12 protein-coding genes are annotated in these 18,130 nt (G+C 41.2%); 6 read left to right on the top strand and 6 right to left on the bottom strand.

Translation table 11 applies throughout. The features are described 5' to 3' along the window. Nucleotides 1-5: 5 nt before the first annotated feature. The 3 genes from GTQ43_RS29465 to GTQ43_RS29455 all read right to left on the bottom strand — a co-directional run bounded on the left by GTQ43_RS29465 (nucleotide 6) and on the right by GTQ43_RS29455 (nucleotide 3,739). Nucleotides 6-902 (bottom strand): CHAT domain-containing protein, encoded by an 897-nt coding sequence (locus tag GTQ43_RS29465; RefSeq protein WP_265276182.1) that lies wholly within the window; start codon nucleotides 900-902, stop codon nucleotides 6-8. Nucleotides 903-1,339: 437 nt separating this feature from the next. Continuing rightward, a complete protein-coding gene (locus tag GTQ43_RS29460; protein WP_265276181.1) occupies nucleotides 1,340-2,767 on the bottom strand; it encodes a hypothetical protein in 1,428 nt (475 codons plus the stop codon). A gap of 669 nt (nucleotides 2,768-3,436) precedes the next feature. Then, the gene (locus tag GTQ43_RS29455; RefSeq protein ID WP_265276180.1) at nucleotides 3,437-3,739 is read right to left on the bottom strand and encodes a hypothetical protein; all 303 of its coding nucleotides are present in this window, start codon (nucleotides 3,737-3,739) and stop codon (nucleotides 3,437-3,439) included. Between the two features lie 300 nt (nucleotides 3,740-4,039). Between GTQ43_RS29455 and GTQ43_RS29450 the strand changes: the two genes are divergently transcribed. Further along, nucleotides 4,040-4,813: an MlaE family ABC transporter permease gene (locus GTQ43_RS29450; RefSeq protein ID WP_265276179.1), complete on the top strand. Its 774-nt coding sequence runs from the start codon at nucleotides 4,040-4,042 to the stop codon at nucleotides 4,811-4,813. Between the two features lie 269 nt (nucleotides 4,814-5,082). On the opposite strand, the gene GTQ43_RS29445 is transcribed toward GTQ43_RS29450, so the two are convergent. Then, nucleotides 5,083-5,532 carry a hypothetical protein gene (locus GTQ43_RS29445; RefSeq protein ID WP_265276178.1) on the bottom strand — a complete coding sequence of 150 codons (450 nt, stop codon included), beginning with the start codon at nucleotides 5,530-5,532 and terminating at the stop codon, nucleotides 5,083-5,085. Between the two features lie 135 nt (nucleotides 5,533-5,667). Further along, nucleotides 5,668-6,795 (bottom strand): ABC transporter ATP-binding protein, encoded by a 1,128-nt coding sequence (locus tag GTQ43_RS29440; RefSeq protein WP_265276177.1) that lies wholly within the window; start codon nucleotides 6,793-6,795, stop codon nucleotides 5,668-5,670. A 201-nt stretch (nucleotides 6,796-6,996) separates the two neighbouring features. On the opposite strand from GTQ43_RS29440, the gene mrdA reads away from it, so the two are divergent. Further along, nucleotides 6,997-8,844 carry a penicillin-binding protein 2 gene (gene mrdA, locus GTQ43_RS29435; RefSeq protein WP_265276176.1) on the top strand — a complete coding sequence of 616 codons (1,848 nt, stop codon included), beginning with the start codon at nucleotides 6,997-6,999 and terminating at the stop codon, nucleotides 8,842-8,844. A gap of 148 nt (nucleotides 8,845-8,992) precedes the next feature. Here the strand turns inward: mrdA and GTQ43_RS29430 are convergent, their stop codons facing one another. Further along, nucleotides 8,993-12,319, bottom strand: a complete 3,327-nt coding sequence (locus GTQ43_RS29430; protein WP_414859143.1) for an ATP-binding protein — start codon at nucleotides 12,317-12,319, stop codon at nucleotides 8,993-8,995. A gap of 566 nt (nucleotides 12,320-12,885) precedes the next feature. Here GTQ43_RS29430 and GTQ43_RS29425 point away from each other — a divergent pair. From GTQ43_RS29425 to GTQ43_RS29410, 4 genes are all read left to right on the top strand, one after another. Then, entirely contained in the window at nucleotides 12,886-13,467 is a 582-nt protein-coding gene (locus GTQ43_RS29425; protein ID WP_265276175.1) for a circadian clock protein KaiA, read from the top strand. 107 nt (nucleotides 13,468-13,574) lie between these two features. Continuing rightward, a complete protein-coding gene (gene kaiB / locus GTQ43_RS29420) occupies nucleotides 13,575-13,889 on the top strand; it encodes a circadian clock protein KaiB (RefSeq protein ID WP_265276174.1) in 315 nt (104 codons plus the stop codon). Between the two features lie 266 nt (nucleotides 13,890-14,155). Beyond that, nucleotides 14,156-15,718: a circadian clock protein KaiC gene (kaiC, locus tag GTQ43_RS29415; protein ID WP_265276173.1), complete on the top strand. Its 1,563-nt coding sequence runs from the start codon at nucleotides 14,156-14,158 to the stop codon at nucleotides 15,716-15,718. A gap of 103 nt (nucleotides 15,719-15,821) precedes the next feature. Then, the gene (locus GTQ43_RS29410; protein WP_265276172.1) at nucleotides 15,822-18,062 is read left to right on the top strand and encodes a TolC family protein; all 2,241 of its coding nucleotides are present in this window, start codon (nucleotides 15,822-15,824) and stop codon (nucleotides 18,060-18,062) included. Nucleotides 18,063-18,130 lie beyond the last annotated feature (68 nt).

Below are 18,130 nucleotides of genomic sequence, written 5' to 3'. Positions count from 1 at the left end.
ATTTGTTATGAATTCTTTTTTTTTAATACTGGTATAGTTCCTTGCGAAACATTTTCCATTTTGATAGCAACTATACCTTCATCAAAAGCTCTTTCAAATAAATCTTGATTGCCTGAATTTTTATAACAAAGTCCATCATAAAACCCTTCAGTAAACGTAATTGCCGCTTTGTCTTGAATTGGGTTATTCATCCCAATGACATAATTAATGTATTGGCTAATTGCTACAGCCGATTTTTCTGAATAACAAGCATTAAGCAGTACGCATTTAACATAATCAGCGTGCAACTTAAACAGAGATGCTAAACCTTCTGGTGCAACTGGCTTGTTGTTCCCCCCATCATCCTCTAACAACAAGCTGCCATCTTCCAAGCCGTGTCCACAAAAATGAACAATTTGAGGCTGTTCTTCTGCAATACCACGACGAATATCTTGAGGGCGTACAGCAGTTCTAATGCGAATTTCAAATAAATCTCGATTAGCAGCTCGTCGTATGGCTTCTTCAATTTGTCGAATCTCTTTATCCAAACGCAGCCCGTGAGGAATTGCTGTTAGAATCAAGATTTTCTGCTGCTGATTAGTTTGTTTTTGGGGAATATTAGGTGAGGAAACAGAAGAGGTTTCTGGATCGTGATTTGGCAATAATGCTCCGGCAATAGTCCTCAGTTTTGGGTTTCCAGGGTTTGAATTATACGCAGCATGAACTAAATCTTCAACCCATCCCTGAGAATTTGCTGTTTGGATTAATTTAAAGACAATATCTTGTAAACTCCCTTCGCCAGCAATTGCTCTTAAATTTTTATCTAATTCAAATGACAACATTTGCTCTAGAAATGCTGTATTAGGAAAAGCATCAATCAAAGCATCTTGTAGTTCTTTACGTTGTTGACCGGATAAACCCATATTTTTAGAAGTTGAAGTAAGTTGCTAATTCGTTGAAATATTGCAAATTTATTTAAAGCTCACTGCGAGAAAAAACCAACAAACAGTAGAGGCAAGAGTATTAGTAGGGACACAATTAATACGAGGGTTGCCGGCTCGATTTTAATGTGGTTTTTTTGGGGATCGCGCATTTGAAATTCTCTTGAACAATAAGTATATTAACTTAGCCTAAAGGATGTTTATTCCTTTTTCCAAGTCCAATAAGGTTGAAAAATGTAAATTTTTAGCAACTTTATCGCCCTATTAGTTTATTTCTTCCAAGGTAGTTTAGTTCCCATTTCAGTCAATGCAGAAAAAATGAGATAGAGGATGAGTAACCCAGCACCCGCAAAAAAAGCCAGTAAATCGTTATCCATAAATGCTATTTGCTAAAACTTCGCTAATCATAGCGAAATCTACTAATCTTTAGCATTTTTTTGAGCCTGTAATCTTCGATCTTCTGGATGCAAAGTATACCAGCCATACCAGTGACGAACTGCTAGCCAAACTGCTGAAAGCAAACCCGCTAGGCTGAGGGTGAGGCCGCTAAAGGGTACTAATAATCCAAAGATGGGTAATATGGCTCCAGCAATAGTAGAGATAATTGCAGCTAAAGAAGCACTGCGACTGGCTCCCAATCCCCATGTCAAAAACAGTAAGATGATAGAAATTAAAGTCCAGGCCAACTGAGCATTGATGACACGAGCCAGATAGGTCAAAATCAATAGACAAGCAAAGAAAATACTAGCAGCGATCGCCACATTTCTGAAACTCATTGGTAGCGACAAATATAACAACAATATCCACCACAAAAATATTGCTGGTGCTAGCAATAAAAGACGCGGAATTATCCCCGTATTCCGAATCGGTTCGGTGTTCGTAAAGACTCCAAATGGATTTTTGACTGAAACATTCTCATCAAATTTCCAAGTAAATTGCGTACTGCGTCCATCAGATTTAATCTCATCAGGTTCAATACCACTAGCAAAATTAGCGGGAGCAAAGTTAGCAATGGCTATGAGACGGAAGTTAGATAGGATCTGTCCCCCTGCACTATAAACCCAGCGAGGGCCACCTCTAGCCTGATATGTGACTCGAAAGGTAGTTTCTTCCCCTGGTTCCAGCCGGAAGGGAAAACCATAGTCTCCCGGATTGGTTTGTTGTAATCTAGTACCATCACGCTCGATTTTGTAGCTCTTCAGCAGTATGTAGCCGTTGGGTGGTGGTGCTTCAAAGAAAAAATTATTAATATCCTTGAGTTGGTTGACTACTTTATAATCGCCAGTATAATTTGCCGAATAAATTGAACTGCGACCTGGAACATCTATACTTTGGTCAAGCTTGACTTGAATTTGCGAACCAGCCAACGTCAAGAAGCGGTTAATCTCTCGTGTCTCATTTACCTTAACTATTTTGCCACCGACTTGAGTGTTATATGAATATGGCTCTTGGATAGTGTAGCGGACTTGGGGCGCAAGTTGTTCGAGCCTTTCACCTGCAACACTTTCAACCACTTGAGCCACTTTTGCCTGTTCCCAGTAGTGGTAACGATTGCTTAAAGTTGAACAGAGAAAAAATCCTGGTATTAACAGAACTAATACTAGAGCTAAATGCTGTAATCCCCGCAACAGTTGGGAATAACCAACAGCCCATTGTCCGATAAATATAAGTTGTTCTGGCTGGCTGCGACGAAGGGAAAAACTGATCAGTGCGATCGCAACTCCTAAAGCTACGATCAAAAACACTAATAACAGTGAAGCTTTGAGCGCCTGGGTTCCAAATTGAACAAGCTCAATCGGATGCGTCAAATCGGGTAATCCGGGAATACCTTGAGCAGTAGATGACATTAGCTGGTTTTTGCAGAATTTGGAAAACCAGACCGATAAAATCTCTTAAAAGTTTCTGGACAATAGTTTTATTTAATACGCGGACAGGGTGAAGAAGAATGTAGAACTGTAGCATTGCTACGTCTCTACAAGGGTTAAAGTCCCGCTAATTTGTATTGCTATGAACATCAAAAACCCGGTCTTAATGACCGGGCTTTTGAGTGGAAACAATGGGGCTATATTCCCCGAAGGTTAGTTATAGTAGGTTCAGTATAATATCGATGCTCTAATAAGGGATACCACCCGACTATTATCGATTCCGGAAAATTAGCTAAGAATTTTTGGCGTTGTTGATTGCGGCATGAAACCGATTGTGCATTGCGGTGAAAAATCCTTGTAGAGACGTAAAATTTTACGTCTCTACATTCAAGTTCATCCCTCGATTCAGCAACGCCGAATTTTTGAGTAGCCTTCAGACATCTCTAAAATACAGCAAGCAACTGGCAGTATCAGGGTGTAGGATTGAAAATAGGACTAAAGCGGCTTCCCGCAGGGTTTACCCTAAACGCGTGTTCTAAAAAATATTAATTTTCCGGCTTTGGCTAATGAATAATGCATTTGGTAGCTGGCAAGAATGGCTAACAGTATTTGCCTATCTAGGTTTTACGATCTTTATTATCTGGCGCGTGTTCAATGCCGAGAAGAATTAAAAAAGCTGCATATTATCTCACCAAAGTCTTTCTGCTCAAAGGGCAAAACACTCCCATCTTTTTGAACCTTGACTCGTTCACGACAATTGTAAATCTCAGTAGGTCTTTTTACTCCATCAACACTAACGACTGCCTTATATTCCCAATAATTTTTAGCACTACGGTTGATGCTGAGAATACAAATCTTGTGGCGTAGGTGTAGTCCGTCGTAGTTGTCATAATTGCGGCATACAGATGCAAAAGCTGGATATGCTACGGATACATCTAGTATCAATAGCAACATAAATACTCCTGATATTATCCTCTTCATAAAAAATTATTTAACATTAGGGACTCACGTAAAAATAAAATACCAGTTATACAATTTGTATTTAGCAAAAAAGTCTCAAACTTGATTGTGTTCATGTACCATACGCTAATACCAATTCGTCATATCCTATGGGAAGAGACACGAAGTGCCTCTTCGTAATTTAGAAAGTCAGATTACATCTGGCTGGGTTTCCACCATTTGTATCTGTAGTCTTATTTTGGAGAATTGATATAACAATAATTTGCAAAAAAGTCAGTCTTAAGGACGATAAAATTGCGACTAAAAACAAATTTCGACCAATCTGAGATTGTCCGCTGTTTTGCGGCAATCCTGCTTTTCGGGCAAGTGTGGCTACATTTACTCCAAGGAAAAACTTACTACCGCAAAATTTTGCAACATCTAGTCACTGCGGGGCCAGGTTCTATTTCTCCAGTTCTCCTTGTTAGCGGTTTTGCAGGAATGATTTTTACTGTTCAGACAGCGAGGGAATTAGTCCGATTTGGGGCTGTTGATGCTGTGGGAGGTGCTTTTGCCTTAGCTTTTTGTAGAGAATTAGCTCCAATTTTGACTGCTAGTATTATGGCAGGACAAGTTGGTTCTGCTTTTGCAGCAGAAATAGGTGCAATGCGGGTAACTGAACAAATTGATGCACTTTATATGCTCAAAACTGATCCAATTGATTATCTAGTACTTCCTAGAGTAATTGCTTGTAGTTTAATGGTGCCTTTAATGACGATTTTAGCTTTAGTTACTGGCATCATCGGTGGAATTTTTGCCGGATTGAAGTTTTATCAAATTATTCCCGAAACATTTTTAGAATCTGTCAGAAATTTTTTACAACCATCAGATTTGTTTATTATTTTGCTAAAAGGGTTTATTTTTGGTGTGCTAGTTGCTGTCATTGGCTGTAGTTGGGGTTTAACTACTAAAGGGGGAGCCAAGGAAGTAGGAGAATCGGCAACAAAAGCAGTAGTTACAAGTTGGGTATCAATTTTTATCATGGATTTTTTCCTGTCTCTACTGCTGTTTGACCAGCCTGTATTTTGAACCCAAGCAAGCATTAGATATAATTCATAATTCGTAACTGAAGGATGGAAGTGTCGATAAAATTATGCTTGGGGTCTAGATCCACATCTATAAGATAATGCATAATTAATTTTTATTTGGAGATGTCTATTATGTTGTTAACTATTACGAATTAAGAATTGTTAAAAAGCCGAAAATCTGAGCCAAAAATAAATCTTTAGCTGAGTAAGATCGATTCTGAAGCGTTATCCCAGCTCGCTCCAGGCATCGCTAGATTTTTTGGGTATACTTCATAACTTGAGTGAAATTTGGGAATATATTAACTTGTAGATTAGCGCACCCAAGCCTAAACCTGCCAATGAAAAGATAGATGCAGTTAAAAAGGCTAGCCCTTCTCTAAGTCCTGCTTTTTGAAAGTCTATCCTGACTAATATAGTTGCCGAAATGATGAGCAAAGTGTCAAGAAATACCCCAAACCAGGCAATCATAATAAAAAACAAAAAAGCTGCTAAGACGGCAACGGCAAAAGACCTAATATTTGATTTAAGCAAAGTACTGAGATGATCTGTCATTTTTGGCCAAGGAGTGGTCAATGTTACTATTAAAAGCAAAATAGCAACCACAGTCACCAGCCACACAGACAAAGGAGCGTGTGCTTCAGATATTACCCAGCCCAAAGTACTGTAACTAAGCAATACTAGCGCCAGAGACACCCAAGGAACTCTTTTCAAAATTGACATGGGTTGATATTCCTATTACAGGGTCAAGGTATTATTCCATTATTTAATTTTAGATAGGAATGCGCTTTGAGTTGGAGAACTTACTTGATTTAAGAGGCAAGAGGTAATGAGAAAGAAGGCAGATTTTTATAATAACTATTGACTAATCGCTAAACAATCATTTTCTGCCCACCAAGCATAGATGGGCGTGTCGCGGTCTGGTAAACTACCTAAAGTATTAGGTTGCAACACACTTATGCTCATGCCATTTGTTAATTCCACAACATAATTAACGTGTGTGCCTAAATACATAACATTAACAAGCCGTCCTTCAAAACAATTAGCTGGCAAATTGGGTGGATAAAGGGAAAGTTGTATTTTCTCTGGACGCACGCTAACTACTACCGCTTTTGATAATTCAGATGGTGTATCTTGGGCGCGGCTAATGACAATTGAGAGTCCCGTTTTTGTCGAAATTTTTACATTAGAGGAGTCTACCGCTACGATTTCACCACTGAATAAATTAGTATCGCCGATAAAATCAGCAACAAAGGATGTGCAGGGGCGTTCGTAAATTTGGCTGGGAGTGCCAACTTGTTCAATTTTGCCTTGGTTCATGACGGCAATGCGATCGCTCAAAGATAATGCTTCTTCTTGGTCGTGTGTCACCATCACAAAGGTTACTCCCAAATCTTTGTGTAAATTTGATAACTCAACCTGCATCTCTTTACGTAGTTTTAAATCTAACGCCCCTAAAGGTTCATCCAGTAGGACGACGGTGGGACGATTGACTAAGGCCCTTGCTAAGGCGACTCTCTGCTGTTGACCACCAGATAGTTGACTGGGAAAACGCGATCGCAAACTTTCCATTTTCACTAACTTTAAAGCTTCTTGAACTCTAGTTTCAATTTCTGGTTTGCGAATTTTTTTTAACCGCAGTCCAAAGGCAATGTTATCCCAGACATTCAGGTGGTTGAATAGGGCGTAACTTTGAAATACAGTATTGACGGGTCGACGGTAAGGCGGCACATTAGTCATAGACTGTCCCTGAATCAACACTTTGCCAGCATCAGCGATTTCAAAGCCAGCAATTAAGCGCAGTGTTGTTGTTTTACCACAACCGGAGGGGCCTAAAATACTAAAAAATTCTCCTTGTCTGACATCCAAATCTATTCCATGTACTGCTGGTTCTTGGTTAAAAAACTTGAACACGTTACGCAGTTCAACATCCAGTGGCTGAAAATGTGTTATCCCCCTCTGATTCTGCATGACAAGTTGAGCCATAATCCTTAGTAGAATGCCGTGATCTTACGTAATTTTGTCAGTAGTCTTTTGGGCAGACTAGATTTGACACTTTGGTTTATTGTATCCCCCAAAAACAATTGTTCAAGAATATACTGCCCAATTCTTTCATACCCAGTAATGGGTATGAGTTTAGAGTAATTGTATACAGATAATACCTTTCTTGGAATCATTATTTGTCTTATGTCTTTATTCCCATCAATCGGCAGCAAAAAAGATACACGTACAGTTGGACGTGGTTCCCAATCAATATTTTTAATCTTATTTACCCTATTAATGACCACTGGGATTGAGGCTCGTTTGGCATATTTGCAAATTGTTGAAGGGCCAAAATTCCGGGAACGAGCCGAAGCGAACCGAATTCGGATGATTTCTAAACAACCAGAACGGGGTAATATTTTTGACCGCAACGGCAAACTTTTAGCCAGTACTCGTTATCCTAGTTCTGTATATTTGTGGCCAATGGCACATACTAAGCCTTCTTGGTCTGTAGTCGGCCCGCGGCTAGCGCAAATTCTCAACATCCCGCAAGAGGAGATGGAAAAGAAATTAGACCAAGCAGGTGCTAATTCTTCTTCACTTATCCGGGTTGCTCGCGATCTCAATGAAGCAGAAATCACAGCATTAAAGGAATATAAAAATGAACTACCAGAGGTAGAAATTAATACGGATTCTGTACGTTATTACCCTCATGGGAAGGAATTAGCCCATGTATTAGGTTATACGCGAGAATTGACCGCTGACCAGTTAAAGGACAAAAAGCAGCAAGGCTATCGACTGGGAGATGTCATTGGTCAGATGGGGGTGGAAAAGGCTTATGAGAAAGTGCTACGAGGCGAATGGGGCGGTCAGCAAGTGGAAGTAGATGGTGCAGGTAGACCAATCCGAGTTTTGGGCGAAAAACAGGCAAAAGCTGGTAACGATTTGCACCTGACCATAGATTTGGATGTGCAAAAGGCAGCAGAAAAGGCTTTAGGAAATCAAAAAGGTGCGATCGTCGCACTCGATCCGAATAATGGTGCTGTTTTAGCGCTAGTATCTTACCCCACATTTGACCCGAACATCTTCTCCAAACAAAAACTCTCCCAGAAAGATTGGGAAAGCTTGCAAGGTAAAGATCATCCCTTAGTTAATCGGGCTTTGAGTGCCTTTCCCCCCGCCAGTACCTTCAAAATTGTCACCACGACAGCCGGACTCGAATCAGGTGAATTTTCTCCTGACTCAATATTACAGACCTTTGGTTCTCTTACCGTTGGTGGGGTGACTTTTGGTGAGTGGAATCACGCCGGATTCGGGCCATTGGGATTTCCGCGAGCGCTGGCGATGAGTAGTGATACTTTCTTCTATCAAGTTGGCAGAAAAGTTGGTGGCCCAACCTTAATCCAATGGAGTCGCAAATACGGGTTTGGTCAAAGAACTGGTATTGAATTTCCTAACGAAGAATCAATAGGCTTAGTTCCAGATGAAATATGGAAGCAGAAAGTTTTGAGGACACCTTGGACTGTAGGTGATACCATTAATATGTCAATTGGTCAAGGTGCTTTACAAGTCACACCTCTACAATCGGCGATTATGTTTTCCGTCCCTGCTAATGGTGGCTATCGAATTCAGCCGCATTTGCTTAAAGACAACGAAGAAGCAAAAAGTTGGCGAGAATCCTTAGATATGAAACCAGAAACTATCAAAGTTCTCCGCGATGGACTGCGGAGAGTGGTAAGCGAGGGAACGGGGAAGCACTTGAACGTGCCTACAATTGCTCCCGCCTCTGGAAAAAGTGGCACTGCTGAAGCTGGTGTTGGTCGCCCCAATCATACTTGGTTTGGTGCTTATGCCCCTAGTAATAAGCCGGAAATTGTGGTTGTAGCCTTTGGTGAAAACTCCGGCGAACATGGCGGTACTGTTTGTGGCCCGATGGTTTTACAAGTGTTAGAAGCTTATTTTCAGCACAAGTATCCAGGTAAGTATCAAAAACCTCAGTCTGAAGGATCAGAAGCTAAAAATCCGAATTCAGGACATGGTACTGGAGACTAGGAGAGCGAAGAATTCAAAATGATTATAGCGATCGCCAAGTAGTTGGTCATAATGGTTCGATATTAGGATTCGCAAGTAACATTACCCGCTTTATTGCATAGTAAAATCACCGTGATTTTACTATGCAATAAAAAGTTAATGAGAATTATTAACATTTGCTATTGTAACCGTTGACAGCTAAAGCTTGATTGATTTGCTTTAAGAGGTCTTCCATTGATATCGAACGCGGTAATATTCGGGTAGCGATCGCACTCACAACAGTTTCTATCGATTCCAAACCATTCTTCTTCTGCTTGTCAATTGCCTTATAAGCTACCCCAGCCTGAAAACTGGTTTCTGGGTGATTTAATCGCTGATTTAGTACCAAAATTGGGGGTAATTTGTCGGGCGAATCTCCCAATGTTTTTAGGGCCTTTAGCACATCTTTGTGGATAGCGGATTCTCCCAAACAAATTAGCAATAAGTCAACACTTTCGTGGCGAATTTGTTGTAACACTTCTGCCCAACAGGGACTCATCGCCGCTTTGAAACCTGCTGTTTGTAGGTACTGAATTAAAGCTTGGAACCACTCAGACCCCCGTTCAGCAGTTTCACTACTAATTGAGCAATTTTGTTCTGTCCGAGAACTCTTAGCTGGCTTACGTCTTACCTGTGGGAAATCACGTAGCATTGTCAAATCTACTACCAAGATGTTAGGAGGACAGCAAATACCAGAAGCAATTTGTAGTACTGATAGTAAGGCATCTGTTTTCTCACTGCGACTGCTGTTGTCTTTGGTAAATGGTGTTAAGTAAGGAAATACAGATAACCCTGGTATTTTAGAAGCTATTAGGGTGGTTGCAACATCGCAAGTAACCAGTGGTACAGCAGCCAAACGCGGGTGCTGAATTAGTTGTTGGAGATAAATTTGGGCAGTAGTACTTTCGACATCTAGCAAAATTACGTCAAACTGCCATACTCGCGCCAAAAGTTCTGCTTGATCTAGGTCATCTACTTCAATCACTCGGTGTTCTCGAAGTGAGGGATGGGGATTAACCGATTCTAATTGGGGATTTACCAACCTGAGAATTCGCAGTGGGGTTTTAGTTGGGATAATAGCGCTATTGTCTAACCCTAGCTGCTGAACGGCTTGTGCGGCGCATAATTTTTCGAGAACTGGTGCTAATACCTGATGCTCTACTGGCAAACTTAAGAAACCATCGGCTCGGTTAGCAAATGCTTGCTCCTTTTCGGCTCCCGTCGCGGTAACAATTACAGATATATGACGAGTTGCAGTGTCAGATTTTAGTAAAGTCAGCACATCCCAGCCTGAAAGCAGAGGTAGCAAAGGATTCAAAAATATCGCTATTGGTTGCAAGCGTCGAGCTTTTTCTACTGCTTCAGTCCCCGATCGCGCAATTACTACCCGATATCCTAAACCTTTGAGTTTTTCGGTCAAGTCTTCAATATATCGGGCTACTGCTTCAACTACTAAGACCAATCGTTGCAAACTCGCGGGATGATGTTGTGTAGATGTAGTAATATGCTGACGAGCGGCTGTAGAGTTTTCCCGTGTCTTTTGGTATCGTGTCTCCTCATCTTCTCTAATTCCCATATCTGGCTCAGAAAAGCTTGTTTTCGGCGGACTGGGAGGCAGAAGTAGGGTAAATTGGCTACCTTTTCCTTCACGAGATAAGAAACTGACATCTCCTCCGTGGAGGCGAGCCAGGGCCCGAGTTAATACTAGCCCCAAACCAGTGCCTTCAAATTGCCGAGTCAGAGGATTTTCTAGTTGTTGAAATTTTTGAAAAATTAAGTGTTGCTGGTGTTCAGGAATGCCAATACCTGTATCCCAAATTGTAAAGGCAATCCATCCTTCCCAACGACTCACCCGCAGCCCAATTTCGCCGGATATTTCGGTGAATTTAAAGGCGTTGGAAAGTAAGTGTACTAGCATCTGGCGTAAGCGCAACTCATCTGCCACCATCTCATCTAAGCCTAGTTCAATGGAAAGGCAGAATTGGGGAGCAGTTGAACGGATATTTTCTTGAGGTTGGGATGTTGTTTTGGTAGTTTGGGTGTGGATGGCTTTGGCTTCCGATAGGGCGCGATCGCACACAGCCTGAATTTTCACCGGAGTCAATGTCAAATCCATTTGCCCCGTTTCCATCCGGGTCAAATCTAAAATGTCATTAACCACACTCATCAAGTGGCGGCCACTTTGATGGATTAAACCTGCATAACGGGCTTGACGCTCGTTCAGTTCTCCTAACTGCTGATCTACCAGTAAGCGCGATAATCCTAGAACGGCAGTTAGGGGAGTTTTGAGTTCATGACTAATACAAGCTAAAAACTCATCCTTTAACCGATTTAGTTGAATTAAATCGGCATTTTTTGCAGCTAATTCTTTACAAAGCTGCTGCTGTTCAGTGACATCGGTCGCTAAAACTAACCACAAATCATTACTGAGGGGAATCTCTGACTCAGGACTATCTAAGGGAATTTTGGCAAATTGCCAGATTCGCTCCTGACCATTTTGCACTTCGACAACGCAGGTACAAGTACCCACTTGACTATCCAAATAGCAGCGACTATACACAGCATCTGGTGATGCTTCTTGCTGAGTCAGTTCTTGTTCGCCACCATATTCATTCTCCCTAGCATTGGGATGAACCTTGATTGCTCGTTGGGTGACATATTCTGACTTTTCGGAGGACTTCGGGACAAGTATTGCCTCTACCTGTTGCCTAACTCCTTCTGGATCTTTCAAGGCTCCTAATTGCTGCCACCAGGCGGGATTTCGGGCTAACACCTCGCCGCTACCGGTTTGCAACATCAAAGCCCAAGGCAGTCTTTCCAGCAACAGTACCAGTGGCTGATGTCCCAATGATTTGGGTTTATGAGGCGGCTGTACACCAGCATCATCCTCATGGTGCGACCTCTGGATGTCTGAGCTTTGTAACCCAGCCATTTGTTCCTTAGCTAGCGATCGCAACAGACGCGAACTATCCAGCAATCCCAAATATCGACCATCAGAGTCAATCAGCGCCCAATCTAAGTTCTGGTGTTTTTCGGCTTGTGGATAACATAAGTGCAAGCCTAATTGCTCTACACGCTCAGAAGCTGATATTGTTTGTATTGGCTCAATTAGACCTTGACCCCAAATGGTTAGTGATTGGTGTAAATTTAGATTTTTATCGTCGCTATGTGCTAATAATTTTTGGATTAAACGGGCAGAATACAGCAATCCGACGGGGCATTGCTGCTGATTCACCACTACCAAGCGATCGCACTGCTCTTGCTCAAAAATCTTTAGCACCACTGCCAGAGAACTCGTTTGGAGGCAGCTAGGTACGGTTGCCTGAAATTCATAAAGCGGGTAATGTAACATTAACATAGGGCTTTGGGGGTCATTCTTCCTGTGGAAACCTCCGGCATCTCCATCTGCCAGTTGATGGTCTTTTCGCCTGAAGCCATATCCTCTAAGAAGACTCATATAAGCAACTCTGGTTATTTAAACGCCATTAAATAAAACAACGGGATTTTCCCTCACGGACACTTGTTTGCAGACAGGTGCATTTTTCCAAGAGGCCACGTTTCTGATTCATCGCAACTAGCTTCTCCAGCATCTTACTGGTATTTAAACTCCTCATCGATAGCGACGGCTACAACAATTATGGCCCCAAAGATTCGCTTTAGAACCTTGAGGAATTATAATGATTTAGAATGCGACAATCCTTTAAGTTCGTTTAAGTATCTTATCAAGGAGCTAAATTAAAAAATCTATCTACTTGTATAGATAGATTTGCAAATAATGAATTAATTACTGTGTCTTGTTATGCTGACATATACCTCATCATCAAAGACCTACTAAGTCCTAGCACTCAGTTGCTGCCCTCTTGCTTGTTGTTGAGTGTCTAGCCCTATCTGCTAACACAGAGCCTTATTTTGGGGTAAAATTATCAGCTTACTACACATCAAATATTACCCTAGAAGCGTTAGCTAAACTTATCAGCCCACGTTTCTTGGTCAGGGCGATCGAGGAGATAGATTAAAGAGTAAATGTTATTACCTATATTGATTCTGCAACCTGATGTTAACAAATGTTTAAATAATTTAGTTGATTTAGCCAAGCAAAAAGGTTTGAGTGCGTGGGCATGGAAGTTTATTGACGCGATTATTTCCCAATTTTGCTACCTACCCGTTGTTGCAACTCCCTCTGGAAAAATCAACTATTTACCAAATTGGCCGCAACAAAATCAAACCAACACATACACTAGCAAATATATCTATGTGTTTGCTAGTCAGATGCAAAAAAGTCAACAGCATTTCCAGGAGATGACTCCAATAGAAAAGCAAGGATTATTAAGACAACTTAAATTAGATTACAGCCTAATCCTTATAAATTATTTTAGCACAGACAAAACACTAAAAGAAAAAATTGATAAATTTATCAATACTATATTTTATGCTAATATTCCTGTGCCCCAAATTATTGAAATTCACATGGAAATAATTGAAGAATTTTCCAACCAGCTAAGATTAGAAGGAAGAAGCAACGAAACCTTACTTGATTACCGCCTAACGTTAATAGATATCCTGGCTCACCTGTGTGAAGTCTATAGGAGTTCGATTTCTAAATAAATTAAAATTATCGATGCTCAACTTGGAAAATAGCTTTAGCTATTAGTTACTCCCAAGCGCGAATTTATGCTGCATTTATCCGCTCGTCACTAACCTTTAAATATAGTATGATTAAAGCCAAAAAAACCTACGTTCTCAAGCTTTATGTAGCAGGAAACACCCCTAATTCAGTCCGGGCATTAAAAACACTCAAAGATATTTTAGAACAAGAGTTTGAAGGTGTTTATGCTTTAAAAGTGATCGATGTACTGAAAAGCCCGCAACTAGCAGAAGAAGATAAAATATTGGCAACGCCAACGTTATCTAAAATTTTGCCTCCACCAGTTCGCAAAATTATCGGGGATCTTTCAGATCGAGAAAGAGTATTGATTGGATTAGATTTACTCTATGAAGAACTGAGTGAAGGAGACTTAGAAGAATAAAATAATGAATGATGTTATGGAGCATTGATAAAGTAAATTTTAATGGTGTGGGCAAGTAAGCTAGTGTAACTCTAATCAAGAGAGTTTTAGCACTATTTAGCTTGGTGTATGACGGCAAAATATTTATTTCTGCTATCTTTATAGTGAAATTGTGTCGGCAACTACCCTATTTACTTAATATTTGCTTTATAAAGACTCTTGAAAGAATTGAATGCAAACTTTAGTAATAAAACAAACAGTTTTTAATACCCTTTTATTATCAAGCAATGAGTGAAAACGAACAAATAGAACCAAAGAAATCTCCGAGAGATGGGGGTGTAGAAAAAATTCGCACGATGATCGAGGGGTTTGACGATATTAGTCATGGTGGTTTACCAATTGGGAGAACTACCTTAATCAGTGGCACTTCTGGTACAGGCAAAACTTTATTATCTCTTCAGTTTCTCTACAATGGTATCACCTACTTTGATGAAGCAGGAGTATTTGTTACCTTTGAAGAATCACCCAGTGATATTATTAAAAACGCCCATATTTTCGGTTGGAACTTACCACGACTAATTGAAGAAGGCAAGTTGTTTATTCTTGATGCGTCTCCCGATCCAGAAGGTCAAGATATCGTTGGGAATTTTGACCTTTCTGCGCTCATCGAACGACTACAATATGCCATTCGCAAATACAAAGCTAAACGAGTTTCTATCGACTCAATGACAGCCGTATTTCAGCAGTACGAAGCGATGGGAGTAGTGCGGCGCGAGATTTTTCGCTTGGTAGCACGTCTGAAAATACTGAGTGTCACCACTGTAATTACCACTGAACGAGGTGAAGAATATGGCCCCGTTGCTTCTTTTGGTGTGGAAGAATTTGTTTCTGATAATGTAGTAATTGTTCGTAATGTTTTAGAAGGAGAACGCCGCCGTCGCACTATTGAAATTCTGAAATTGCGCGGCACAACTCACATGAAGGGCGAGTATCCTTTCACGATTACTAATGAAGGAGTTAACATCTTTCCATTGGGAGCAATGCGTTTAACTCAACGCTCTTCTAATGTCAGAGTATCTTCTGGTGTCCAAACCTTAGATGAAATGTGTGGTGGTGGTTTCTTTAAAGATTCGATTATTTTAGCAACAGGAGCCACAGGTACTGGGAAAACTTTGTTAGTCAGTAAATTTATTCAAGATGGTTGTCTCAATGGAGAACAAGCAATATTATTTGCTTACGAAGAATCACGCGCTCAACTATCTCGGAATGCTTCGTCTTGGGGAATTGATTTTGAAAAATTAGAGGATCAAGGTTTACTCAAAATAATTTGTACCTATCCTGAATCAACTGGTTTAGAAGACCACTTACAAATTATTAAATCAGAAATTGCTGTCTTCAAACCAGCTCGGATCGCTATTGATTCTCTATCGGCATTAGCTAGAGGAGTGAGCAATAATGCATTTAGGCAGTTTGTAATTGGTGTGACGGGTTATGCTAAACAAGAAGAAATTACTGGTTTCTTTACTAACACAACTGACCAATTTTTGGGAGCCCATTCGATTACTGATTCTCATATCTCTACGATCACCGATACAATTATCATGTTACAGTACGTAGAAATCCGTGGAGAAATGTCGCGGGCAATTAACGTATTTAAAATGCGCGGGTCTTGGCATGATAAGGGCATTCGTGAGTATAATATCACTGCTGACGGGCCCGATATTAAAGATTCTTTCAGAAACTACGAACGGATTATCAGCGGTGCTCCTACTCGCGTTAGTATCGATGAAAAGGCGGAACTTTCTCGAATTGTCAGACGTTTTGAAGACAAACAGAGTTCCGATCCCTAAATTTAGTATCGTAGTATATTCTTTCCTAAATTTAGTATCGTGTTATATTCTGTGGTGAAGAAAGGTTTTCTGCCGCTAGATTGATTTTCGTGTGAGGGATGCGGTGAAAGGACAGCAATTATTCTATAGCTTCTTGCCTGGTGTGACGGCAGCGGTCTTAACAACTCAGCCTGCTTGGGCTGGGACTGTAAAACTAACTGGAGTACAGCTGGCTTCTTCTCCTAGTGTTTTGACTTCTACTTATGGTCAAGACTCAGTTGTGGACACTATGAATCCGCAACTGCCGAATGGTACAAATGTTAGTGTTCCAACCCGAATACATAGTTTTGGTTTCACTAAACTTAGTATGAAGCCTTTAAGTAATAACAGTATTCCAGTATTTGCAGCCGTAAATACTGTTTTGCCCGTAAAACAAGTACTTAAGAAAGATGAAAGTGGATTTTTAAGTTTGATACCTACCTCTAATCCTTCCCAACAGGTAGATGTCAGCCCTTCTGCTCAAAATAACCAAAAACAGACTAACTCAAGTGCTTCTGGGCAAAAATCAGAGAACATAGTAGTTCCCAACTACACTTCAAAACCCTCTTTTGTCCAAAAAGAATTTTTGTCCCTGTCTTCTGCACAGCAGCCAGTGGTTCAAAAGGTAAATACTGTTACTGAGTTGCAAGCATTTTTACAAACTTCAGCTATGGGTGTAGATTCAGCAAAACTGTTGTCATCCCAAAGATGTCCACAGGAGGCGGGAAAAAGCAAGACTGATTCCTCAGCTGCTTTGCTACTAGCTTCTAGCTGTTTACAACAAAATGCTGTTGGCGATCGCATTGCTCAGAGTAGTACCCCAATTCCGACAAATTCGACACCAAGTCCCATCGTACCAGAAACCGTAATTCCTGCGCCAGCAGGTTCGGTACAGCCTACGACTGTACCAGGAAGTGTAACTCCTGCGCCAGCAGGTTCGGTACAGCCTACGACTGTACCAGGAAGCGTAACTCCTGCACCAGCAGGTTCGGTACAAGTTCCCAATAACCTGACTCCTAACTCAAATCCCTTGCAATTTCCCACCAAAGCCGAGGAAGTGACATTTCAGGGAAATCAGCCGATTACTTTGGCACAAGCTCTGGAGCTAGCACGACGGAACAACCACGATTTGCAAGTGTCGATATTGCAGCTAGAACGCAGTCGTGCCTCTGTACGTGAGGCACAAGCGGCTTTACTTCCCACTCTTGGAGTTAGTGCTAATATCGCTCGCAGTCAGTCTGCTGCTAATCAGCTTCAGGACGAATTATCCAGACAGCAAGGTTTCGTATCTAACACAGGTGTACCTAGTACAGGTTTTAATGGTCAAGCACAACTGACGTATAACCTATATACTTCCGGGAATCGGCAAGCCACCATCAGACAGGCTGAGGAACAGGAACGCTCCGATGAACTGGCTGTAGAAACTCAGTATGAGACAATCCGTTTGAATGTTGCTACTGACTACTACAATCTGCAACAAGCGGATGAACAAGTCCGCATTAGCCAATCGGCTGTGAAGAACTCCGAGGCTAGTTTGCGTGATGCAGAAGCATTAGAGCGAGCTGGGGTTGGTACGCGGTTCGATGTGCTGCGATCGCAGGTGACTTTAGCTAATTCCCAACAAAACCTCACTAATGCTATCTCTCAGCAGCAAATTGCCCGTCGTCAGTTGGCTACTCGGATCAGTTTGTCGCAGTCGGTGAATATTAGCGCCGCTGACCCTGTACAATTAGCTGGTCTTTGGAACCAAAGCCTAGAGCAAACTATTGTCCTGGCTTATCAAAACCGTTCAGAATTGCAACAGCAATTAGCGCAACGTAACATTAGCGAACAACAGCGACGGCAAGCACTTTCAACACTAGGCCCCCAAGTTAGTTTGGTAGCTAGCTACAGCCTACTAGATCAGTTCAATGATAATGTCAGCGTCACTGATGGTTATTCAGTAGGAGTCCAAGCAACCCTAAGTTTGTATGATGGGGGAGCAGCAGTAGCAAAGGCAGCTCAGGCCAAAGCTAATATTGCGATCGCAGAAACTCAATTTGCCGAACAGCGTAACCAAATCCGCTTTCAGGTAGAACAAGCCTATTCTAATCAGCAATCTAATTTGGAAAACGTTCAAACTGCTAATACCGCTTTAGAGCAAGCTAGAGAAGCTCTACGTTTAGCCCGTTTGCGATTCCAAGCTGGTGTAGGCACTCAAACTGATGTGATTAACTCTGAAAATGACCTCACACAAGCTGAAGGTAATCGAGTCACAGCAATTTTGGGTTACAACCGCGCTTTAGCTCAGTTACAACGGTCTGTTAGCGTTAGAGGATTACGCTAGTACTGCTGATTTAATCTCCAATTAAAAATTCTGAAAGCCTCATTGAAAAATGAGGCTTTTTAGTAAAA

The organism is Nostoc sp. KVJ3, from assembly GCF_026127265.1.
In the GTDB taxonomy this organism is placed as follows: domain Bacteria; phylum Cyanobacteriota; class Cyanobacteriia; order Cyanobacteriales; family Nostocaceae; genus Nostoc.
The sequence above is the reverse complement of the archived record's forward strand: the minus strand, read 5'-3'. Positions and strand labels throughout refer to the sequence as shown.